Source organism: Pseudaminobacter soli (ex Li et al. 2025) (genome assembly GCF_003012705.1).
Classification (GTDB): Bacteria; Pseudomonadota; Alphaproteobacteria; order Rhizobiales; family Rhizobiaceae; genus Pseudaminobacter; species Pseudaminobacter soli.
On sequence record NZ_PXYL01000003.1, the window covers coordinates 151,528 to 172,262 of the forward strand.

Annotated in this window: 22 protein-coding genes; 11 read left to right on the top strand and 11 right to left on the bottom strand. The window is 63.3% G+C overall.

Features of this window, described 5'->3' with window-relative positions; all coding sequences use genetic code 11:
* Positions 1-3 precede the first annotated feature (3 nt).
* From mdh to C7I85_RS06925, 4 genes are all read right to left on the bottom strand, one after another.
* On the bottom strand, positions 4-972 hold the full coding sequence (gene mdh, locus C7I85_RS06910) for a malate dehydrogenase (RefSeq protein WP_106723237.1): 969 nt from the start codon (positions 970-972) through the stop codon (positions 4-6).
* A 210-nt stretch (positions 973-1,182) separates the two neighbouring features.
* Positions 1,183-2,385 (bottom strand): cell division protein ZapE, encoded by a 1,203-nt coding sequence (gene zapE, locus C7I85_RS06915; RefSeq protein ID WP_106723238.1) that lies wholly within the window; start codon positions 2,383-2,385, stop codon positions 1,183-1,185.
* Between the two features lie 85 nt (positions 2,386-2,470).
* Positions 2,471-3,013 (bottom strand): protease inhibitor Inh/omp19 family protein, encoded by a 543-nt coding sequence (locus C7I85_RS06920; RefSeq protein WP_106723239.1) that lies wholly within the window; start codon positions 3,011-3,013, stop codon positions 2,471-2,473.
* A gap of 203 nt (positions 3,014-3,216) precedes the next feature.
* Positions 3,217-3,654, bottom strand: coding sequence for a hypothetical protein (locus C7I85_RS06925; RefSeq protein ID WP_245444837.1), 438 nt, complete (start codon positions 3,652-3,654; stop codon positions 3,217-3,219).
* A 169-nt stretch (positions 3,655-3,823) separates the two neighbouring features.
* On the opposite strand from C7I85_RS06925, the gene C7I85_RS06930 reads away from it, so the two are divergent.
* The 8 genes from C7I85_RS06930 (at position 3,824) to C7I85_RS30525 (ending at position 11,115) form a co-directional block, all read left to right on the top strand.
* Positions 3,824-4,840 (top strand): MBL fold metallo-hydrolase, encoded by a 1,017-nt coding sequence (locus C7I85_RS06930; protein WP_106723241.1) that lies wholly within the window; start codon positions 3,824-3,826, stop codon positions 4,838-4,840.
* A 97-nt stretch (positions 4,841-4,937) separates the two neighbouring features.
* Positions 4,938-5,459, top strand: coding sequence for a Dps family protein (locus tag C7I85_RS06935; RefSeq protein ID WP_106723242.1), 522 nt, complete (start codon positions 4,938-4,940; stop codon positions 5,457-5,459).
* 106 nt (positions 5,460-5,565) lie between these two features.
* Positions 5,566-6,447 (top strand): diaminopimelate epimerase, encoded by an 882-nt coding sequence (gene dapF, locus C7I85_RS06940; protein ID WP_106723243.1) that lies wholly within the window; start codon positions 5,566-5,568, stop codon positions 6,445-6,447.
* Positions 6,447-7,730, top strand: a complete 1,284-nt coding sequence (gene mtaB, locus C7I85_RS06945) for a tRNA (N(6)-L-threonylcarbamoyladenosine(37)-C(2))-methylthiotransferase MtaB (protein ID WP_181257110.1) — start codon at positions 6,447-6,449, stop codon at positions 7,728-7,730. Before dapF ends, mtaB begins: the two co-directional genes overlap by 1 nt.
* Positions 7,731-7,741: 11 nt before the next feature.
* On the top strand, positions 7,742-9,499 hold the full coding sequence (ftsY, locus tag C7I85_RS06950) for a signal recognition particle-docking protein FtsY (protein WP_106723245.1): 1,758 nt from the start codon (positions 7,742-7,744) through the stop codon (positions 9,497-9,499).
* A gap of 57 nt (positions 9,500-9,556) precedes the next feature.
* Positions 9,557-10,204, top strand: coding sequence for a septation protein A (locus C7I85_RS06955; protein WP_106723575.1), 648 nt, complete (start codon positions 9,557-9,559; stop codon positions 10,202-10,204).
* Between the two features lie 79 nt (positions 10,205-10,283).
* Positions 10,284-10,811 carry an NADPH-dependent FMN reductase gene (locus C7I85_RS06960; RefSeq protein WP_106723246.1) on the top strand — a complete coding sequence of 176 codons (528 nt, stop codon included), beginning with the start codon at positions 10,284-10,286 and terminating at the stop codon, positions 10,809-10,811.
* A 136-nt stretch (positions 10,812-10,947) separates the two neighbouring features.
* Positions 10,948-11,115: a DUF1127 domain-containing protein gene (locus C7I85_RS30525; RefSeq protein WP_146148840.1), complete on the top strand. Its 168-nt coding sequence runs from the start codon at positions 10,948-10,950 to the stop codon at positions 11,113-11,115.
* Positions 11,116-11,178: 63 nt separating this feature from the next.
* Here the strand turns inward: C7I85_RS30525 and C7I85_RS06965 are convergent, their stop codons facing one another.
* From C7I85_RS06965 to ccmA, 5 genes are all read right to left on the bottom strand, one after another.
* Complete coding sequence (locus C7I85_RS06965) at positions 11,179-12,237, bottom strand: DUF2332 domain-containing protein (protein WP_106723247.1); 1,059 nt, start codon at positions 12,235-12,237, stop codon at positions 11,179-11,181.
* A 29-nt stretch (positions 12,238-12,266) separates the two neighbouring features.
* The gene (locus tag C7I85_RS06970) at positions 12,267-12,848 is read right to left on the bottom strand and encodes a DsbE family thiol:disulfide interchange protein (RefSeq protein ID WP_106723248.1); all 582 of its coding nucleotides are present in this window, start codon (positions 12,846-12,848) and stop codon (positions 12,267-12,269) included.
* Positions 12,845-13,015, bottom strand: coding sequence for a heme exporter protein CcmD (gene ccmD, locus C7I85_RS06975; protein WP_106723249.1), 171 nt, complete (start codon positions 13,013-13,015; stop codon positions 12,845-12,847). The genes C7I85_RS06970 and ccmD overlap by 4 nt, the downstream gene beginning before the upstream one ends.
* 145 nt (positions 13,016-13,160) lie before the next feature.
* Positions 13,161-13,826: a heme exporter protein CcmB gene (gene ccmB, locus C7I85_RS06980; protein WP_106723250.1), complete on the bottom strand. Its 666-nt coding sequence runs from the start codon at positions 13,824-13,826 to the stop codon at positions 13,161-13,163.
* Positions 13,826-14,431 carry a heme ABC exporter ATP-binding protein CcmA gene (ccmA, locus tag C7I85_RS06985; RefSeq protein ID WP_106723251.1) on the bottom strand — a complete coding sequence of 202 codons (606 nt, stop codon included), beginning with the start codon at positions 14,429-14,431 and terminating at the stop codon, positions 13,826-13,828. Before ccmA ends, ccmB begins: the two co-directional genes overlap by 1 nt.
* Positions 14,432-14,711: 280 nt before the next feature.
* On the opposite strand from ccmA, the gene acnA reads away from it, so the two are divergent.
* From acnA to C7I85_RS07000, 3 genes are all read left to right on the top strand, one after another.
* The gene (acnA, locus tag C7I85_RS06990; RefSeq protein ID WP_106723252.1) at positions 14,712-17,402 is read left to right on the top strand and encodes an aconitate hydratase AcnA; all 2,691 of its coding nucleotides are present in this window, start codon (positions 14,712-14,714) and stop codon (positions 17,400-17,402) included.
* 227 nt (positions 17,403-17,629) lie between these two features.
* On the top strand, positions 17,630-18,397 hold the full coding sequence (locus tag C7I85_RS06995; RefSeq protein ID WP_106723253.1) for a DUF1223 domain-containing protein: 768 nt from the start codon (positions 17,630-17,632) through the stop codon (positions 18,395-18,397).
* Positions 18,398-18,822: 425 nt separating this feature from the next.
* Positions 18,823-19,212 carry a DUF2794 domain-containing protein gene (locus C7I85_RS07000; protein WP_106723254.1) on the top strand — a complete coding sequence of 130 codons (390 nt, stop codon included), beginning with the start codon at positions 18,823-18,825 and terminating at the stop codon, positions 19,210-19,212.
* Between the two features lie 24 nt (positions 19,213-19,236).
* Here the strand turns inward: C7I85_RS07000 and C7I85_RS07005 are convergent, their stop codons facing one another.
* Together C7I85_RS07005 and C7I85_RS07010 are read right to left on the bottom strand one after the other, a co-directional pair.
* A complete protein-coding gene (locus tag C7I85_RS07005; RefSeq protein ID WP_106723255.1) occupies positions 19,237-19,809 on the bottom strand; it encodes a GNAT family N-acetyltransferase in 573 nt (190 codons plus the stop codon).
* 126 nt (positions 19,810-19,935) lie between these two features.
* Entirely contained in the window at positions 19,936-20,715 is a 780-nt protein-coding gene (locus C7I85_RS07010) for a Bax inhibitor-1/YccA family protein (protein WP_106723256.1), read from the bottom strand.
* Positions 20,716-20,735 lie beyond the last annotated feature (20 nt).

Consider the following 20,735-nt stretch of genomic DNA (forward strand, 5'->3'; position numbering starts at 1 on the left):
CCTTTACTTGTTGCCGAGGTTCGGAGCGATGGCCACGCAGGCTTCGCAGAGCGCCTTCACGGCATCGACCGACTTCTCGAACATCTTCTCTTCGGTCTTGTTGAAGTCGAGCTCGATGATGCGCTCGACGCCGCCGGCACCGATCACGACCGGAACGCCGACATACATGTCCTTGAGTCCATACTGGCCGCTGAGATAGGCCGCGCAGGGCAGCACGCGCTTCTTGTCCTTGAGGTAGCTCTCGGCCATGGCGACTGCCGAGGCAGCCGGGGCGTAGTAGGCCGAGCCGGTCTTGAGCAGGCTGACGATCTCGCCGCCGCCCTTGCGCGTGCGCTCGACGATGGCGTCAAGCTTCTCCTGGCTGGTCCAGCCCATCTTGACCAGATCCGGCAGCGGGATGCCGGCAACGGTGGAGTAGCGCACCATCGGTACCATGTCGTCGCCGTGGCCGCCGAGCGTCATGGCGCTGACGTCCTCGACCGAAACCTTGAACTCTTCGGCCAGGAAGTAGCGGAAGCGCGCGGAGTCCAGCACGCCGGCCATGCCGACGACGTGGCTCTTGGGCAGGCCCGAGAACTTCTGCAGCGCCCAGACCATGGCGTCGAGCGGGTTGGTGATGCAGATCACGAAAGCATTGGGAGCATACTTCTTGATGCCGGCGCCGACCTGCTCCATGACCTTGAGGTTGATGCCCAGGAGGTCGTCGCGGCTCATGCCGGGCTTGCGCGGCACGCCAGCGGTGACGATGCACACATCCGCACCCTCAATGCCGGCATAGTCATTCACGCCGACATAACGGGTGTCGAAACCGTCGACGGGCGAGGACTCGGCAATGTCCAGCCCTTTACCCTGAGGAATGCCTTCCGCGATGTCGAACAGGACGACATCGCCAAGTTCCTTGAGACCGATCATGTGGGCGAGCGTGCCGCCGATCATGCCGGAACCGATGAGGGCGATCTTGTTGCGTGCCATGTGAGGATATTTCCCTTTGCTGTGGCCCGGCGGGGTGATGCCGGAGGAGAGCTTTTAGGCCAGAATGAGCGTGCGTATGCAGCCAGAATTCCGCAGGTGAGATAGCGCCAAGACTGTGGAAATTCAACCGATTATTTTGACCCCAAATATTTCAATCGGTTAGAAATGATGGGATTTACGTAAACGTCAAAATTTTGCAGCAAAACGCTTTCAAACGGACATTGTTTTGCCGACTTCGAGTGAAGCTCGCTTCCCATGACGCTCCGTCCAGCCGTCGAGCCAATCCCGGCTCTGCATCTCCATCAATCTGGAGACTGTTCGGTCGAATTCAAATGCCTCGACGCCGCGCTTGCCGGTATACAGCGCCTGGGGCGGGGCCGCGGCACTGACGACCAGCCTGATCTGATGGTCATATAGAGTGTCGATCAGCAGGATGAAGCGCTTGGCCTCATTTCGCTTGCCTTCGGCCAGCACAGGAACGTGATCGATAAAGACAGTCGAGTAACGCGCGGCAATAGCCAAGAAATCGCGCGCGCCATGCGGCTGCTCGCAGAGATCGGCGAAGGTGAAGCGCGCCGTGTCTTCCGTCGCCAGCGGCACCGTGATGTGGCGGCCCTTGAGCGAAAGCGTTGCCGGCGCGGCCGGACGCCCAGCGGTCACGGCCTGCCAGGCCTCGTCCATCTGCCGGTCGGCATCGGGCCCCAGCGGGCTCATATAGACCGGGAGACGGTTCAGCTTCTCAAGGCGATAGTCCTTGTCGGCATCGAGGTCGAGCACATCGACATGGCGCTTCAGCACATCGACGAAAGGCAGGAAAAGACCGCGATTGAGGCCGTCCCGGTAGAGGTCATCGGGCGCCACATTGGAGGTGGCCACCAGCACCACGCCATTGGCGAACAGCGCCGAGAAAAGCCGCGACAGGATCATCGCGTCGGCGATATCGGTCACGGTGAATTCGTCGAAGCAAAGTACCCAGGCCTCTTCTGCCAACGCCGCCGCCACCGGCGGGATCGGATCGTCGTCCTTCGTCTCGCCGTTCTTGCGCGCCAGCCGGTGCTTCTGGATGCGGTCCTGCGCGTCGGCCATGAAGTCGTTGAAATGCATGCGCCGCTTGCGTTTCACTGGCACCAGTTCGAAGAACATGTCCATCAACATGGTCTTCCCGCGGCCGACATCGCCATGGATGTAGAGGCCTTTAACCGGAGCGCTCCGCTCGCGCTTCTTGCCGAACAGCCAGCCGAGCGCGCTGGATTTCTTCGCCAGCCGCTTTTGGGAAATATCGTCGATGAGATGGTCGAGTGCGGCGACGATGGGTTCCTGCGCGGGGTCGCGCGCGATCGCCTTGGTCTCGACCAGATGGTCGTAGCGCTGCCTGACCGTCACACGCGTCTGAATACCTTCACGCAGATGCATCGGCCATGTCTCTGGAAAGTCTGTCGTTCATCCTAGCCGCGGCCAGCGCCCCCTTGGACTTGCCGGCCGCGCGGGACCACTGCCGTCAGCGGCTGAGCGAAACCGGAACACCGCTCTCGGTCTGACCAGAGAATTTCTCCGGACCCGACGAGGAGAGCCGTGCCAGCGGGCTGCCGTTCTCATCATAGAGGGTAAGTTGGCTTCCGGCGACGCTCCAGGATTTTACCGCATCGATCGGCGACGGGCAGCGCAGCGGGCCGGCGCGGTAGCCCTGGCCGAACTTGGTCTGCGGCGTCGCCACGCGGCAGTTCTGACCGCCCACGGACGCATTCCAGACGCCGGCGACGCTGCCGGCCGTAATGGCCGGCCCATTGGCGGCCGGTCCGGATGCCGGCGGCAGCCCGGCAACCTGCGTGCCACCTGCACCAGGGGCCGCGGGGAATTGCGAGGGATCGGTGACGCCGGGAGCAACCGGCGGCGGCAACTGACCACTCGTGACCTGTCCGGTCGGCGCAGGAACCAGCGGTGCGGGCTGGGTATCCAGCGAAGATATACGCGAACTCTGGCAACCGCTTGCCGCCAATGCCATCACCGATACGGCCAACAGGCCCGTTCTCGAAAAAATCATGCCATACCTCCGTCGGAACCGGTCACCCGCCCGATCAAAATCATCGGCCCCACAAACAGGCCGATGTTGGCCAAATTTCAACCGTCTATGGTTAATATCCGGTTTGCATTGTGGCGCTGTTGCAGAAATATCGCATGCGTTTCTGGCTCGCGCAGTCAAATCCACACCCGCATCGGGCTGGATTATCGTTGGCGTTCAACCGGTTACCCGCCGATTGCCAGGCTAGGCACGAAGATATAGCCGTCCGGGCCCACTATATGGCACTCGCGCAAGCCATGCGGCTTATCGACCGCTCCAGACAGCACAATGTGGTCGTGCTTGCGAGCGAGAGCTTCGACCGTGTCGGGATCGCTGCCATAGAGCCTGATCTCCAGCCCAGCCCCGCGCACCTCGACGCCGGTCACCGTCCCGCGCATCGGATTGTCGCTATAGGAGTGGTCGGCATGCAGCATGAAAACCGATCCCAGGAGCTGCACGGCAGCAAAATCCTCGTCGGCATAGATGATCGTGGCGCCCAGCACGTCGCGGCAGAAGGCCTCCATGAGCGCAACGTCACGAACCAGAAGATTGATGCCGACACCGCGCGGCAATGAGCGGCCGAAATCGTCCGCCGCCATCCACGGCTGCTTCGTCCGTTTCATGACCATCTTCGTGCCTCCCGGTCGCCCCCGCCCGCGGGCAGGACATCGATAGATCGCGACCCTAGCAAACCCGATGAAGCGCTGTTGGCACTTGCCCCGGCAAAAGCTTGCGCCAGCCTTCCCCGTCACTATCCTTTATCTACTCCGCAACGATTGCCCAGGAGCCCGCATGGCCAGACGGCCGAAACCTGCCAATCCATATTACCGAGGACCTGTCAGCGACCACTTCGATGGCCGCGTCTTCTTCAATCCCAATGGAAAAGCGCCACGAGGCCTTTCCGCATTGCTGAGGTGGCAGTTCGGCGGCGGCCGCGCCAAATGGCCGTCGTCGTGGCCAAGCCCCTTTCCGAGAACGACGCCCGCGCAGGCCGTGTCGGACGGCAACCTCAGGGTTACGATGGTCGGCCACGCCTCGCTGCTGGTGCAGATCGAAGGGATAAATATCCTCACCGACCCGGTCTGGTCGGCACGGGTCTCACCCCTGCCCTTCGCCGGGCCGAAGCGCGTCAACCCGCCCGGGATTTCGTTTGAGGAGCTGCCGCGGATCCACATCGTCCTGCTCAGCCACAACCATTACGACCACCTCGACCTGGCGACGCTGAAGCGGCTGCAGGCGGCACATGACCCGCTCATCATAACGCCCCTGGGCAACGACACGATCGTTCGAAGCCGCGCCCCGGAAATGCGGATCGTGACCGGCGACTGGGGCGACCGCTTCGAGTTCGACAGCATCGCCGTGCATATCGAACCGGCGCACCATTGGTCGGCCCGCGGCACCAAGGACAGACGCATGGCGCTCTGGTCGGGCTTCGTCATCGACTCGCCATCCGGCAAGATCTATTTCGCCGGAGATACCGGCTTTCACGGGGGCGAAAACTACCGGCTGATGGCCGAGAAGCATGGCGGATTCCGCCTCGCCATCCTGCCGATCGGCGCCTATGAGCCGCGCTGGTTCATGGCCCCGCAACACCAGGATCCGGACGAGGCGGTGCGTGGCATGCGGCTTTGCAACGCCGCCTTCGCCGCCGGCTGCCACTGGGGCACCTTCCATCTTACCAACGAGCCGATCGAAGAACCGCGCGCCAAGCTCGAGCAGGCGCTGGATGACCAAGGGATCGCACGAGAACGTTTTCGCGCGATGCTGGCGGGAGAAGTCTGGGACGTCCCGAAGCAGGCAAGCGAATAAATCAGGCGCCCGGCAGGCCAAACCGCGGCGCTTTTGGGAACGGAGTTCGACGGTCTGCATTTCTGAATGGCAACGCACACCATGAGGGAGCTCTATCATGCCGGACACCAGCACCGCCGCCAAAGCCCATCGCAAGGCGCCTCTCACCACACCGACCGGGCTTGGCGACAATGCGCGCCGCGACATCACGGCCGCGCTCAACGCACTCCTGGCCGACGTTTTTGCGCTTTATCTGAAGACCAAGAATTTCCACTGGCACATGAGTGGTCCACACTTCCGCGACTACCATTTGCTGCTCGACGAACATGGGGACCAGATCTTCGATATGACCGATGTGCTGGCCGAACGGGCCCGCAAGCTCGGCGGTATCACGCTGCATTCCATTGGCCAGATTTCCCGGCTGCAGCGTATCCAGGACAACGATGCCGATTTCGTCACGCCGGAGGACATGCTGAGCGAATTGCGCGAGGACAACGAGGCGCTGATCGCGTCCATGCGCGAGGTGCACGACACCTGCGAAGAAGAAAATGACGTCGCCACGGCGAGCATTCTGGAAAACTATATCGACGAGGCCGAGCGCCGCGCCTGGTTCCTGTTCGAGTCGACCCGGAAGATGTGAAGCTTCCCGTTGGAGAACCGCTGCGGGAAACCGGGGCCGTGGCGCAATAGCCGCACGGCCCTTCTCTATACTGGTAATTCGCCGGCGTTTCCGCCATATAGGCCGGATGAGCATGACTGCGCCTTTCGCCAAGATGAATGGGCTCGGCAACGAGATCATCGTTGCCGACATGCGTGGGCGCGCGGATCGCGTGACCCCGGCAGCGGCGATCGCGCTCAATGCCGATCCGGCCACCAAGTTCGACCAGATCATGGCCATCCATGATCCGCGTACCGCCGGCACGGTCAACTATATCGAGATCATCAATTCCGACGGCAGCCAGGCACAGGCCTGCGGCAACGGCACCCGCTGCGTGGTTCAGGCGCTGGCCGCCGAGACCGGGCAGAAGGTTTTTACTTTCGAGACGGTCGCCGGCATCCTGAATGCCCAGGAACATGAAGACGGGCTGATCTCCGTCGACATGGGCATCCCCCGTTTCGGCTGGCAGGAGATTCCGCTCGCCGAGGAATTTCGCGACACGCGCATGATCGAATTGCAGATCGGACCGATCGACGCGCCAGTGCTGCACTCGCCTTCCGTCGCTTCGATGGGCAACCCGCACGCCATCTTCTGGGTCGACCGCGACGTCTGGTCCTATGAGCTGGAGCGCTTCGGCCCGATGCTCGAGAACCACCCGATCTTCCCCGAGCGCGCCAACATTTCCATCGCGCAGGTCACCGCGCGAGACGCCATCACACTACGCACATGGGAACGCGGCGCGGGCCTGACGCGTGCCTGCGGCTCGGCCGCCTGCGCGGCTGCCGTTTGCGGAGCGCGCACGCGCCGCACCGACCGCAAGGTCACCGTCACCGTGCCCGGCGGTCCGCTGGTGATCGAATGGCGCGACGATGATCACGTCGTCATGACCGGCCCCGCTGAGTGGGAATTCTCGGGCAGCTTCAACCCCGCCACCGGCGTATGGCAGCGCGACCAGCAGGACGTCGCCTGATGGGTATCGACATCGTCACATTTGGCTGCCGGCTCAACACCTATGAGTCGGAAGTGATGCGCCGCGAGGCGGAAGCCGCCGGCCTTGGCGCGCTGAAGAACGGCGCGGTGATCTTCAATACCTGCGCCGTCACCGCCGAGGCGGTGCGTCAGGCCAAGCAGTCGATCCGCAAGGCCCGGCGCGAAAACCCTGACGCGCGCATCATCGTCACCGGCTGCGCCGCCCAGACCGACCCGGACGCCTTCGCCGCCATGGGCGAGGTCGACCTCGTGCTCGGCAATGAGGAAAAGCTGAAGGCGCACAATTATCGCGCGCTGCCCGATTTTGGCGTCAACGACACCGAGAAGGCGCGCGTCAACGACATTTTTTCCGTGCGCGAGACGGCTGGCCATCTGGTGGATGCGATCGAAGGGCGTGCGCGCGCTTTCGTGCAGGTGCAGAACGGCTGCGACCATCGCTGCACCTTCTGCATCATCCCCTACGGGCGTGGTAATTCTCGCTCGGTGCCGATGGGCGCGGTGGTCGAGCAGATCAAGCGGCTGACCGGCAATGGCTATGCCGAAGTGGTGCTGAGCGGCGTCGACATGACCAGCTATGGCGCCGACCTGCCTGGCGCGCCGAAACTCGGCAAGCTGGTTAAGACCATTTTGCGGCAGGTGCCCGAGGTACAGCGGCTCAGGCTGTCGTCCATCGATTCCATCGAGGCCGACGACGACCTCATGGACGCGATCGCCACCGAGAAGCGGCTGATGCCGCATCTGCATCTGTCGCTGCAGTCTGGCGACGACATGATCCTGAAGCGCATGAAGCGGCGTCATCTGCGCGACGATTCCATCCGCTTCTGCGAGGAAGTGCGCAGCCTGCGCCCCGACATCGTCTTCGGCGCAGACATCATCGCCGGCTTCCCCACTGAGACCGAGGCGATGTTCGAGAACTCGCTGAAGATCGTGGAAGAGTGTGGCCTGACCCATCTCCACGTCTTCCCGTTCAGCCCGCGCGAGGGCACGCCTGCCGCACGCATGCCGCCGGTGAACGGCCGCGCCATCAAGGAGCGCGCCGCGAGGTTGCGTGCTGCGGGCGAAGCGGCCTATCGCCGGCATCTCGAAAGACTGGTGGGCACCAGCCAGTCGATCCTGATCGAGCGCGACGGGCTCGGTCGCACCGAAGGTTTTACGCTTGCGGCCATTGAAGGCGGCGCCCCGGGCAGCATCGTTGCCGCCACCATTACCGGCCAGGACGGCGCCCGGCTGATCGCCGCGCCTGCCGCCATGGCCGCGGCCTGAGTAGAGACAGCATGGCATTCGGCTTCATCAAGAAAGTCTTCTCCTTCGGCAAGAAACCGGCCGAGGAAGCCGCTCCGGAGACGGAAGCTCCAGTAACACCAGTTCTGGAGCAGCAAGCGCACGAAACTGAGGCGCCGGCCGCCTCGCCCGTGAGCGAAGAATCGATCGAAGCTGTCGATCGGGTCGCCGAAGCGTCGAGCGCGGTCGAAGCCGCTGATGTCACCGAGGCTTCTGTCGTTGCGCAAGCGCCGGCGACGGTTGAACCGATCCCCTCCGGCCCTGCGGACCACCTTCCCCTTGCGAAGGAACAAGAGCCGAGTCCGCAGGAACCCACCCCCCTGCCCGATGAGCCGGCGCCCGCTCCGACTCCTGCCGAGCCTACTCCGGCTCCATCGGAGGTTCCGCCCGAAGTTCCTTCGGAGGTTCCGGAAGAGCCAGCGGAGCAGCCCGAAGAGCTGCCGGTCGAAATTCCGGAGCCCACGCCCGGTCCCGGCGAACCCACATCCGAAACGGCCGAGCCTATAGTCGCTCCGCCGGCGCCGGCCCGAGAGCCTGCGATCGAATTGCCGGTTGCGGAGGTGCTGCCGCCGCTTCGCCAGCCCTCGCCCGTGGAAGTCGATCCGCTGCGCGACGAGGTGGCGCCTGAAATCACGCCGATAGAAACGATCGCGGAAGCCGAAACTGCTGCACCCGCGAAGGAGGCATCGCACTCTGCCCCGGTTGCAGTGGCGGAAACCGCCGCTACACCCGTGCCGTCTACGCCGCTTGCCCCCGCCCCTGCGGGCAAGGTGACGGTGTCCAAAAAAGTCGAGCAGAAGGCCGAGCCGGTCGCCCCCACCGCGCCAGCGCCAAGACTAACCTGGTTCCAGCGCCTGAGGCAGGGCCTATCCCGGTCCTCGAAGGAGCTGTCCGGCAGCATCGCCGGCGTCTTCACCAAGCGCAAGCTGGACGAGGACACGCTGCAGGAACTGGAGGACGTGCTGATCCGCGCCGATCTCGGCATGGAGACGGCGATCCGCATCACCGATGCGCTGTCGTCCAGCCGCTACGGCAAGGATGTTTCCGACACGGAAGTGCGCGCCGTCATGGCCGAGCAGGTCGAGAAAGTGCTGAAGCCGGTCGCCATGCCGCTCGAGCTCGACCTGTCGCACAAGCCGCATGTCATTCTGGTGGTCGGCGTCAACGGCACCGGCAAGACCACGACCATCGGCAAGCTCGCCGCCAAGCTCACCGAGGGCGGGCTTTCGGTCATGCTTGCTGCCGGCGACACTTTCCGCGCCGCGGCGATCGAGCAGCTCAAGATCTGGGGCGAGCGTACCGGCTCGCCCGTGGTCTCCTCGAAACTTGGTGCCGACGCAGCGGGTCTTGCCTATGACGCCTTCGAGAAGGCCAAGGCCGCCGGCTCCGACGTGCTGATCATCGACACCGCCGGCCGCCTCCAGAACAAGGCCGAGCTGATGGCGGAACTGGAGAAGATCGTGCGCGTTCTGGGCAAGCTCGATCCCGAAGCCCCGCATACCGTGCTGCAGACCGTGGACGCCACCACCGGCCAGAACGCGCTGAACCAGGTTGAGATTTTCCGCAACGTGGCCGGCGTCAACGGTCTGGTAATGACCAAGCTCGACGGCACCGCGCGCGGCGGCATTCTGGTCGCCATCGCCGCCAAGCACCGACTGCCGGTCTATTTCATCGGCGTCGGCGAGCAGGTCGACGACCTCGAACCATTTTCCGCAGGCGATTTCGCAAAAGCGATCGCTGGAGTAGCCTAGGCATGATCCCAAGGAGTCGCGCACTCTTTGGTCAAGATTATGCGCAAGAAAGAGACCATGAACGCACCAGTCTTTGAACGCGACCCGGCCGATCCGAAGAAAAAGGAAATCAACCCGCTGCTGAAGCTTGTGCTTGAGCTTGGGCCGTTGCTCGTCTTCTTCTTCGCCAATGCCCGCGGCACATGGCTGGTCGAGAAATTCCCGGTCCTCAGCGACTTCGGCGGCCCGATCTTCATCGCCACCGGCCTGTTCATGATCGCCACCGCGATTGCGCTTATCGTCTCATGGCTGGTGATGCGCAGCCTGCCGATCATGCCGCTGGTGTCGGGCGTCGTGGTTTTCGTGTTCGGCGCGCTGACGCTGTGGCTGCAGGACGATGTCTTCATCAAGATGAAGCCGACCATCGTCAACACGCTGTTCGGCGTCACCCTGCTCGGTGGCCTTTTGTTCGGCAAGTCGCTGCTCGGCTACGTCTTCGACAGCGCTTTCAGGCTCGACGAGGAGGGCTGGAAGATCCTGACCCTGCGCTGGGGGTTCTTCTTCCTGTTCCTGGCCATCGCCAATGAGGTCGTGTGGCGGAACTTTTCGACCGACACCTGGGTCGCCTTCAAGGTCTGGGGCATCATGCCCATCACATTGCTTTTCACCTTCAGCCAGATGCCGCTGATCATGCGGCACTCGCTGGACGAGCGGTTCAAGAAGTAGGTTTTTAGGGGGAAGGTGCCGTGGAGTTCGTCGAAACGCGCGCGGCCTCGATAACCCCGAAGCGACAGGGCCGCCCGCGATGAGACTGCTCTGCATCTGCGGCAGCCTGCGCGCGACCTCGACCAACATGGCGCTGCTGCACGCCTTGCGGGACACCGCGCCGCCGGGATTCGAGCTTGCCATCTATGACGGGCTCGGAGAGCTACCTATTTTCAGCCCGGATGACGAAGGCGAGCGCACTCCGCCACAGGTGTCACGCCTGACCGAGGCGGTCGCCAACGCCGATGGCCTGATCATCGCCTGCCCGGAATATGCCCATGGCGTGCCGGGCGGGCTCAAGAATGCGCTCGACTGGCTGGTTTCTGGAGAGGCGCCGATCGGCAAGCCGGCCATGCTGGTTCACGCCTCGCCGCGGTCGATGTTCGCTCGCGCGGCCCTGCGCGAGATCCTGAAGACCATGTCTCTGACGGTTTTCGACGGCGCGGAACTGGAAGTGTCTCTGATCGGCAAGAAGCCTCCCGACTTCGAGCCGATCCTGCATGATCCGGTGATCCGCGACATGATGCGGGCAAGCCTGGTCGAGTTCGGCCGATTCATCAACCGTTAACCCGGCATGCAATCGTCGCATTGCTGCGATGCAGCGATGCTTGTTGCACCGCAGCATGACTGTGGCAGACTTTGCTTGTGATCAGGGAGGATCCGAACCGTCGCCGGAATGCGTCGGCCCAGAAGGAGAACTCGCCATGATCTTTGCAAACGCCGTCGCGGTCGCCAAGGACGCCATTGCCAAGCGCCGCCGCTACAATGCGCTCGTAGCCGAAATCCAGAGCCTGACCTCGCGCGATCTTGCCGATATCAACGGCAACCGCAGCGAGATGCTCTACCACGCCTATCGTCAGGTCTACGGTTGATCCAATTCTGCGCGGCGTCTCGCAATCGAGGCGCCGCGCTTCCGGCAATGGGAGTGCTGGAAACTACTGCCACTCGATCCAGCGGCCGTGATAGTCGCATTTGGCGAGATGTCTGGTCTCGCCGCCCGGCCATTGGGTCAGGCTGAGCGTCGCATAGGGGTCGCTGGTCGACAGCGGCTCCATGCGCAGCCAGGCAATGGGTGCATCGCCGGAAGCTTCCTTTCCCGCTTCTTCCAATGCCTCAGTAATCGCGTTTCGCGTCGACCGCGGCATGTATTGCCACATGATCGAATGGAAGAGCACGAAGACCGAACCAGCCTGACGCGATTCCAATTCCGCACGCACGAAGTCGGCCGCATCGGCCTTCTCAAGCCTGAAAGCGGTGCTCGCCGCAAGGTCGATGGCAGCATCGAGACGTTCGAGCCGCAGCGCCTGATCGGCCCAGATGTAGGAGCGCAGGCGCAAGCGATCCGCCGCCTTGCCGATATCGACCGGCGCGACATCGCAGCCACGGCGAGACGCGACGGTTATCTTCCCCTCCAGCGGCGGCAGCTTTCCGCGCAATTCCGGCGCCAGCCGAACCGGGGAGGCGGCATCGCCCCATTCGGCTTCGCCGTAGCGATAGAGGAATCGGTCGAACTGTAGATTGAGCGCCGCGCTCGAGCCGATCTCGTGCAGGGCAAAGGGCAGTCCGGTTTCACGCGCAATGGTCAAAAAGCCGGGGAGCAGCATGCCCGAGCGGGCGATCTCGTTGGTTTGCGGCGCGTTGTCGAGCGCCGTAAAGAGCGCTTCGTCGTTACGCTGGATCGCCTCTTTCAGCACCAGTCGCATCGTCTCGCCGCCGACCTGTTGCGGCGGATAGATGGCGGCGAGCTGTCGATCCGAGCCCGAAAGAACGAGGGCATGCAAGCCGCCGCAAAGCCTCAGCGCCAGGGCATCGTCGCGTGGATTGCCCGGCCACTGCAAGAGACGCCGGCCGGTCCGCGTGCCTTCGTCAAGCAGGCCGGCAAGTGAGCGGCACAGCCTTGCGGTAAAGGGAGAGCCAAGCCCATCGCAGGCCCTGGCCTGCATTTCAAAGTGGTCCCGGATGACCGGAGCAGCAGTCGAAGAAATTTCGTTCATGCAACACTCCGGATTTGAAGACTGCAGCCTCAGGATGTCGGTGCAGCCAGCGCCTTCTCGATTTCGGGCAACAGCACCTTCTGCGCCGACTCGGCCGTGATCGGGCCGACATGCTTGAAGGCCACCTTGCCGTCACGGCCGATCACGAAGGTTTCGGGCACGCCATAGACGCCCCAGTCGATCGCGGTGCGGCCGGCCTCGTCGGCGCCGATGGCCCGATAGGGATTGCCGAGATCGCCCAGGAAACGGCGGGCATTCTCAGGCTTATCCTTGTAGTTCATTCCGACGAGATCGAAGCGCTTGTCCTGCGACAGCGCCATCAGCACCGGATGCTCCTCGCGGCATGGGGCGCACCAGGAGGCAAAGACATTCACAAGCGTGACCTTGCCGGCAAAGGCGGAGGAATCGAGCCCCGGCAATGCGATACCGTCGAGCGGCGGCAGCTTGGTTTCGGGAGCCGTGCGGCCGATCAAGGCCGAGGGCACGGCCGAGATATCGCGCCCCGATAGAAGCTGGGACAGGAACACGGCAGCCAGAACGAGGAAGATCGCCAGCGGCAGCAGCACCAGCAGCTTGCGGCGCGGTTTGGGCTGTTCGCTCTGGATGCTCATGCTGCGGGCCCTTTGCGGTCGGAGCGGCGGCGCGCACCGCTGGCCTCAAGCTCGGCCATCTCCCGTCGCCGCGCGCGCTGGTCGACGAATATCCACGCCACCAGCCCGGCGAGTACCAAGGCTGAAATCCCATAGGCGGCGGAAACGTAAAGCGCATGCACGGTCATAGAGGTCTCCTGCCCGGCAGCCCGGGGGCGAGGCGTTCTGCGCTGTGAGAACCTGTCTTGCTCATGGCCGTTACATAACCGCGCCGCTCAAGCTCCGCAATCGAATCGCCCTGCGACGAATTCGGGATGACCCGATCGTGATGCCCTAGTCCGCGCCGGAACGCAGGGCCAGCGCCGCGGCCACCGGACCGATGACGGCCAGGAACAGGGTCAGCGCGCAGAGGATGAGAAAGGGCTGCAGAAAGGGATTTGGATGGTTCACCGCGCCATAGCTGGCCGAAACGCCGAAGATCAGCACCGGAATAACCAGCGGCAACACCAGCACCGACACCAGCAGTCCGCCGCGCGGCAGTGACACCGCGACCGCCGCACCCGCCGCACCGATGAAGGTGATGGCGGGCGTGCCAACCAGCAAGGTCAGCGCGGTCGCACCGATGCCGACCGGCTCCATGTTCATGAACAAGCCAAGCAACGGGGCCGCCACAACCAGCGGCAGCACGCTCGCCGTCCAGTGCGCCAGGCATTTGACGAACACGGTCAGCGCCAGCAGGTGGCGATCGTGGTTCAGCACCATCAGGTCCAGCGAGCCATCCTCGCGTTCGGCCTGGAACAGCCGGTCGAGGCCAAGCAGCGAGGCCAGCAGCGCGCCGATCCAGAGAATGGCCGGGCCGATGCGCGCAAGCAGGTTGAGATCCGGCCCGACGCCAAAGGGAATCGTGACGATGACGGCAAGGAAGAACAGCACGCCGGTCAGCGCGCCGCCGCCGGCGCGGATGCCAAGCCTGACATCGCGGAGATAGAGGGCCAGCATCAATGTCCCCCCATCCTAAGCTCCTGCACGCCTTCCAGTCCGAGCGGCAGGTGAGTAGCGGCAACGATCATGCCGCCCCCGAGAAGATGCATCCGCATCAGTTCGGAAAACTGCGCCTCCGAGTGCTTGTCGAGACCCGAGGTCGGCTCGTCGAGCAGCCAGACCGGGCGATGGCTGACCATGAGCTTGGCGATCGAGACGCGCCGCCGCTGCCCGGTCGACAGATAGCCGAAGGGCAGGTGGCCGATCGTTTCCAGCCCGACCATCTCGAGCGCCTCGAGGATCGAAAGATGCGGCCTCCCGAAGAACGACTGCCAGAAGGCGAGGTTTTCCGAAACGGTCAGCGCGGTCTTCATCGCATTGTCGGGCCCGAGATAGTGGCAGGCTGATTCGACCGAAGGAAAGTCCTCGCCTCCATCTTCGAATTCGAGCCGACCATGGGCCAGCGGCAAAAGGCCCGCCACCACGCGCAGCAAGGTCGATTTGCCGGCTCCATTCGGACCGGTGACGATCAGGCCATCCCCCTCGCCGAGCGTAAAGCCAATGCCCGAGAAGATAGTCTCGCCGGCGCGCCGCCCTTCAATTTCTTCGGCGATCAGCCGCATCCTATCCCCTTCGCCAAGCCGCGCCCCACGACCGATGTGCGTTGCAGCAAATTTGCTTTTATCGCTCTAGAACTATTCCAGGAAATTCTCTATATCCCAGCCAACCATGCCAGCGGTCGGCGTGGTAACACTTTTAGCGCCGAACCAGCGCGCGCGCCGCCTTGAACGGCCGGGACGCATGGAAGCGGACAGCGGAAATGGCCGTACCCGCACCTTTGCGCGTGATTGCATGCACTGGCGTCCGTTTCCCAAATCGGCAACCGACAGTTAGGGATCGCACGTGTCCAAATCTCTCGACAGCTTCAATTGCCGCAGAACCCTCAAGGTAGGGGATGCGGAATATGTCTATTACAGCCTGCCGGAGGCCGAAAAGAACGGCCTGACTGGCGTCGCCCAGCTGCCCTACTCGATGAAGGTGCTGCTGGAAAACCTTCTGCGCAACGAGGACGGCCGCTCGGTCACCAAGGAGAGCATCCAGGCGATCGCCGGCTGGCTCGTCGACCGCGGCACCGCCGGCGTCGAGATCGCCTATCGCCCGGCGCGCGTTCTGATGCAGGACTTCACCGGCGTTCCGGCCGTGGTCGACCTTGCCGCCATGCGCGATGGCATCAAGAACCTCGGCGGCGACCCCGAGAAGATCAACCCGCTGGTGCCCGTCGACCTGGTCATCGACCACTCGGTCATCGTCGACGAATTCGGCAGCCCGCGCGCCTTTGCCCGCAATGTCGAGCTCGAATACCAGCGCAATGAAGAGCGCTACAAGTTCCTCAAGTGGGGCCAGCAGGCGTTCCGCAACTTCCGCGTGGTGCCGCCCGGCACCGGCATCTGCCACCAAGTCAACCTCGAATATCTCGCCCAGACGGTGTGGACCAACGCCGAAGACGGCGTGACCACGGCCTACCCGGACACCTGCGTCGGCACCGATTCGCACACCACCATGGTCAATGGCCTGGGCGTTCTGGGCTGGGGCGTGGGCGGCATCGAAGCCGAGGCGGCCATGCTCGGCCAGCCGGTTTCCATGCTGCTGCCGGAAGTCATCGGCTTCCGCCTCACCGGCAAGCTCAAGGAAGGCGTCACCGCCACCGACCTCGTGCTCACCGTCACCCAGATGCTGCGCAAGAAGGGCGTCGTCGGCAAGTTCGTCGAGTTCTTCGGCCCCGGCCTCTCCAACATGACGCTGGCCGACCGCGCAACAATCGGCAACATGGCGCCGGAATACGGCGCGACCTGCGGCTTCTTCCCGGTCGATTCGGAAACCGTCCGCTACCTCACCATTTCCGGCCGCGCCGAGAACCGCATTGCGCTCGTCGAGGAATACAGCAAGGCGCAGGGCATGTGGCGTACGGTCGATTCGGCCGATCCGGTCTTCACTGACACGCTCGAGCTCGACCTCGGCGACGTCGTGCCGTCCATGGCCGGCCCGAAGCGCCCCGAAGGCCGCGCCGCGCTCGAAACCATCCCGGCCGGCTTCGCCAAGGCGATGGAGACCGAGTACAAGAAGACCGTCGACGTGGCCAAGCGTTACGCCGTCGAAGGCACCGACCACGATCTCGGCCACGGCGACGTGGTGATCGCGGCGATCACGTCGTGCACCAACACCTCGAACCCGAGCGTGCTGATCGGCGCGGGCCTGCTGGCGCGCAACGCCAATCGCCTTGGCCTCAAGCAGAAACCTTGGGTGAAGACCTCGCTCGCCCCCGGCAGCCAGGTCGTGGCCGAATATCTGGAGAAGTCGGGCCTGCAGAAGGAGCTCGACCAGATCGGCTTCAACCTCGTCGGTTTCGGCTGCACCACCTGCATCGGCAATTCCGGCCCGCTGCCGGCGCCGATCTCCAAGACCATCAACGACAAGGGCCTGATCGGCGCGGCGGTGCTTTCCGGCAACCGCAACTTCGAAGGCCGCGTGTCGCCTGATGTCCAGGCCAACTATCTCGCCTCGCCGCCGCTGGTCGTCGCCTATGCACTGGCCGGCACGGTCACCAAGGACCTCACCACCGAGCCGATCGGCGAGGACAAGGACGGCAAGCCGGTGTTCCTCAAGGACATCTGGCCTTCGACCCAGGAGATCGACGAGTTCATCGCCAAGAACGTCACGCGCGAGCTGTTTGCCCGCAAATATGCCGACGTCTTCAAGGGCGACGAGAACTGGCAAAAGGTGCAGGCCCCGAGCGGCCAGACCTACACCTGGGACGACGCCTCGACCTATGTGCAGAACCCGCCTTACTTCGTCGGCATGGGCGCAAAGCCCGGCGCGATCGGCAAGATCGAGGGCGCACGCGTGCTCGGCCTGTTCGGCGACAAGATCACCACCGACCACATCTCGCCGGCCGGTTCGATCAAGGCTGCTTCGCCTGCGGGCAAGTACCTCACCGACCATGGCGTGGGCGTTGCCGACTTCAACCAGTACGGCACGCGTCGCGGCAACCATGAGGTGATGATGCGCGGCACCTTCGCCAACATCCGCATTCGCAACCACATGCTGGGCGAAAACGGACGCGAAGGCGGCTACACCATCCACTACCCGTCCAAGGAAGAGATGCCGATCTACGATGCGGCCATGCAGTATCGCGCCGAAGGCGTGCCGCTGGTTATCTTCGCCGGCATCGAATACGGCAACGGCTCCTCGCGCGACTGGGCTGCCAAGGGCACCAACCTGCTCGGCGTGCGCGCCGTGATCGCCCAGTCCTTCGAGCGCATCCACCGCTCGAACCTGGTCGGCATGGGCATCGTCCCCTTCGTGTTCGAGGAAGGCACATCCTGGGCCTCGCTCGGCCTCAAGGGCGACGAGACCGTGACGATCGAAGGCCTGGAGACCATCCGTCCGCGCCAGAAGATGATCGCCAAGGTCACCTTCGCCGACGGCACGGTGAAGGACGTGCCGATCCTCTGCCGCATCGACACCGTCGACGAGCTCGACTACTTCAAGAACGGCGGCATCCTGCAATACGTGCTGCGCGATCTGGCTGCCTGAGCCAGTCGCCTCGGCTAGCTCTTTGAAGACCGCCGGCGTTCGCGCCGGCGGTTTTTTCATGGCCCCGCGGTAGAAAATTGCGGATTTGCGGCGCGATTTGTCTAAACTTTGCGCTTGCCGTCCCCAGTTGTCACCGCAACGTGACTTCACCTTGATGTCTGCATCTGGCTATTGTTTCAGAAACGAGAACGGGCCGGCATAACCGGCCGGCATCTTTTGGAACGGTCATGAAATCGCGTTTGGGTTTACGGCTAGCGGTGTTGGCGCTGGCATTGCCGATTTTCGCGGCTACGGCTGGCGCAGGGACGCGTCCTGGCGGCGTGATTGAACTGTTCACCAGCCAGGGCTGCAGCACTTGTCCGCCCGCCGACAAGCTTTTTGAGGAATTCGCGACCAACAGCGACCTGGTGGCGCTGGCCTACCATGTCGATTACTGGGACTATCTCGGCTGGCGCGACACGCTAAGCAACCCGGACAGCACCGATCGCCAATATGCCTATTCGCGCTCCTTCGGCACTCGCTCCGTCTATACCCCTCAGGCGGTGATCAACGGCCGGATCCACGTCAACGGAGCCAAGCGCGCCGACATTGCCGATGCGTTCGACGAGCTCAACAAGGCCGGCCAGGGACTGAGCGTCGACGTGTCGGTCCAGCAGGTCGGCGACAGCCTCATGATCGAGACCGGCGGCGCCAATGGCGCGGCCCCGCGCAAGGCGCATGTGGTGCTGGTTTTCTTCGCGCCCCCTCAGCGCGTGGACATGAAGAAGGGCGAGAATGAAGGTCGCTCGATCACCTATTGGAACTCGGTGACCGATGTGAAGACGGCCGGCGTGTGGCGCGGCGAAGCTGCCAAATACGAATTCCCGGCCAGCAAGATCGCCGAGAACGGCGGCTGCGCAGTGCTGCTGCAGGCGGTTGGAAAGGACGGCGTGCCCGGCCCGATCCTGGGTGCCGCGATCTTTCGCAAGACGGACGAGCAGCAGTCCCTGAAATAATCAGGCAATAAAAAAACCGGCGCCCAATTCGATGCCGGCACCGGTTAGTTGGTTTGGGATCGTCGCACTCGGCTTCTTACGGAAAAGCCGAGGTTGGTTCGATCCGACCCAGACCCGTGGGCGGGGGGCTTGGGGTTTACAGGCCAGTGCCGGACCGAACCGTCTCAGGCAACGCGTACAAACTCGTCTGACAATGGGGCGCGAACGCGGATAAAAAGCGGCAGAAATATGGCGCGGAATCACCAATGAAAACAGGATGTACGCGTTCGTGAGCACCCCGCCAGGAACGCAAATCCCCTTTTGATTGAGGGGCATTCGATTTATGGATTACCCCTGGTTGTATACTCGATGGTTCCAGGGCTTGCAATTCGCAAATGAAAGCGCGACCCTTCTTGTCACTCAGTTGTCATGGAAGGCACATCCGGATGATCGATCGCGGAAAGGCAGGGGAGGGTGGGGAGGAATCGGCAATATTGATTCCGCTTCATGAGGCAAGACGCGAAAGACAGAACGCCTTGGTTTCCTTCGACCGGCGCGAATTGGACCAGATCCTCAGGGTGTATGGACGCATGGTGGCCGCCAATGAATGGCGCGACTATGCCATCGACCATCTCTCCGACCGCGCCGTGTTCTCCGTCTTCCGCCGCGCCTCGGAGACCCCCCTGTTCCAGATCGTCAAGGACCCGAAGCTGGCCAAGAAGCAGGGCGCCTTCAGCGTCATCGCCGCCGGCGGACTGATCCTCAAGCGCGGGCATGAACTCGCCCGCGTCCTGGGCATCTTCGACAAGAAGCTCAAGCTGGTCCACCAGGCCTGAGCCGCCGGTTATCAGGCGCGGAAGCTAGCCGCGGCTGGCCACAAAATTCCGCTCCGGCAGCGATTCGGGATCCGGCGCGACGCTCGTACCGCCATTCATCTCATACTGCATGAACACGGTGTCCAGCCATCGGCCGTGCTTGTAGCCGGAGCCGACGAGCACGCCGGTATGACGGAAGCCGGCTCGCTCGTGCAGGCGCACGGAAGGGCTCTGCGGCGAGCCGTCGCCGATCACTGCAATCATCTGGCGGAAGCCGAGCGCAGTCGCCTCCGCCAGCAGGCGCTCGAGAAGCCGCCGGCCGACGCCCTGTCCCTTGGCGCTCGGCGCAACATAGATCGAATTCTCGACGATGAACCGATAGGCCGGCCGGCTCCTGAACGGGCCGGCATAGGCATAGCCGACGACCGAACCGTCACGCTCGGCGACGAAATAGGGATAGCTTTCCAACTGCAGCGCCGCGAAACGTTCCGCCATCTCTGCGCGGGACGGCGGCTCGAGCTCGTAGCTTGCGGTGCCGTGCACAACTGCATCTTCGTAGATCGAAGTGATCGCGTCGAGATCGCTCAGCACAGCCGGCCGAATGATAATACTGCTCATTATTTAGGCACCTCTGAATTGTGCCCGAATTCAAGCAGGTTGCGCGCCAAAAGAAAAGGGGCGACCCAAGGGCCGCCCCGATCTTGTTGCTGCTCCAGTCGCAGCCGTCAGGCTGCGAGGTTCCGCTTACTCGCGGTTGCCGAGGAACTGCAGCAGGAAGGTGAACAGGTTGATGAAGTCGAGGTAGAGCCTCAGCGCGCCCATGATCGCCTTGCGGCCGGCGACCATAACGTCGTCGTCCTCGAAATACATCTCCTTGATGCTCTGCGTGTCGTAGGCGGTCAGGCCGGCGAACACCAGCACGCCGATCGACGAGATCGCGAACTGCAGCGCCGAAGACTGCAGGAAGATGTTAACGACCATCGCGATGATCAGGCCGAACACGCCCATCACCAGGAAGGTGCCCATGCCGCTCAGGTCACGACGGGTCGTGTAGCCCCACAGCGACAGCGCGCCGAAGGCGGCGGCCGTGATGAAGAAGGTCTGGACGATGCTCTGCGCCGTGTAGACCAGGAAGATCGACGACAGCGACAGGCCCATCAGGCCCGCGAAGACCCAGAAAGCGGTCTGCGCACCGGAGACGGTCACGGTCTGGATGCGGGCGCTCAGAAAAAACACCATGCCGAGCGGCGCGAGCATGACCACCCACTTCAGCGGCGAGCCGTAAAGCGCCACACCGGCGCTGGTCAGCATCTTGCCGTTGGCGAGCGTGGCGACAGCGGTCGCCGGATCATTCGTCGTGGCCAGCATCATGGTGGCCAGTGCGGCCACGCCGGTAATTGCGAGGCCGAGCGCCATCAGGTTGTAAACCTTTAGCATGTAGGCGCGCAGGCCCTCGTCGATGACGGCGCCGGCGCGGGCGCCCGCAGGCGCGACGCGCGTCTGATAGTTGCGAAGGTCAGCCATTGATTTCCTCTATTGCTTCT

Excerpts from the sequence above, each read along its gene's own strand:
- mdh (WP_106723237.1), bottom strand. The coding sequence starts at position 972 with ATGGCACGCAACAAGATCGCCCTCATCGGTTCCGGCATGATCGGCGGC.
- zapE (WP_106723238.1), bottom strand. The coding sequence starts at position 2,385 with ATGCATCTGCGTGAAGGTATTCAGACGCGTGTGACGGTCAGGCAGCGC.
- C7I85_RS06920 (WP_106723239.1), bottom strand. The coding sequence starts at position 3,013 with ATGATTTTTTCGAGAACGGGCCTGTTGGCCGTATCGGTGATGGCATTG.
- C7I85_RS06925 (WP_245444837.1), bottom strand. The coding sequence starts at position 3,654 with ATGAAACGGACGAAGCAGCCGTGGATGGCGGCGGACGATTTCGGCCGC.
- C7I85_RS06930 (WP_106723241.1), top strand. The coding sequence starts at position 3,824 with ATGGCCAGACGGCCGAAACCTGCCAATCCATATTACCGAGGACCTGTC.
- C7I85_RS06935 (WP_106723242.1), top strand. The coding sequence starts at position 4,938 with ATGCCGGACACCAGCACCGCCGCCAAAGCCCATCGCAAGGCGCCTCTC.
- dapF (WP_106723243.1), top strand. The coding sequence starts at position 5,566 with ATGAGCATGACTGCGCCTTTCGCCAAGATGAATGGGCTCGGCAACGAG.
- mtaB (WP_181257110.1), top strand. The coding sequence starts at position 6,447 with ATGGGTATCGACATCGTCACATTTGGCTGCCGGCTCAACACCTATGAG.
- ftsY (WP_106723245.1), top strand. The coding sequence starts at position 7,742 with ATGGCATTCGGCTTCATCAAGAAAGTCTTCTCCTTCGGCAAGAAACCG.
- C7I85_RS06955 (WP_106723575.1), top strand. The coding sequence starts at position 9,557 with ATGAACGCACCAGTCTTTGAACGCGACCCGGCCGATCCGAAGAAAAAG.
- C7I85_RS06960 (WP_106723246.1), top strand. The coding sequence starts at position 10,284 with ATGAGACTGCTCTGCATCTGCGGCAGCCTGCGCGCGACCTCGACCAAC.
- C7I85_RS30525 (WP_146148840.1), top strand. The coding sequence starts at position 10,948 with ATGATCTTTGCAAACGCCGTCGCGGTCGCCAAGGACGCCATTGCCAAG.
- C7I85_RS06965 (WP_106723247.1), bottom strand. The coding sequence starts at position 12,237 with ATGAACGAAATTTCTTCGACTGCTGCTCCGGTCATCCGGGACCACTTT.
- C7I85_RS06970 (WP_106723248.1), bottom strand. The coding sequence starts at position 12,848 with ATGAGCATCCAGAGCGAACAGCCCAAACCGCGCCGCAAGCTGCTGGTG.
- ccmD (WP_106723249.1), bottom strand. The coding sequence starts at position 13,015 with ATGACCGTGCATGCGCTTTACGTTTCCGCCGCCTATGGGATTTCAGCC.
- ccmB (WP_106723250.1), bottom strand. The coding sequence starts at position 13,826 with ATGCTGGCCCTCTATCTCCGCGATGTCAGGCTTGGCATCCGCGCCGGC.
- ccmA (WP_106723251.1), bottom strand. The coding sequence starts at position 14,431 with ATGCGGCTGATCGCCGAAGAAATTGAAGGGCGGCGCGCCGGCGAGACT.
- C7I85_RS06995 (WP_106723253.1), top strand. The coding sequence starts at position 17,630 with ATGAAATCGCGTTTGGGTTTACGGCTAGCGGTGTTGGCGCTGGCATTG.
- C7I85_RS07000 (WP_106723254.1), top strand. The coding sequence starts at position 18,823 with ATGATCGATCGCGGAAAGGCAGGGGAGGGTGGGGAGGAATCGGCAATA.
- C7I85_RS07005 (WP_106723255.1), bottom strand. The coding sequence starts at position 19,809 with ATGAGCAGTATTATCATTCGGCCGGCTGTGCTGAGCGATCTCGACGCG.
- C7I85_RS07010 (WP_106723256.1), bottom strand. The coding sequence starts at position 20,715 with ATGGCTGACCTTCGCAACTATCAGACGCGCGTCGCGCCTGCGGGCGCC.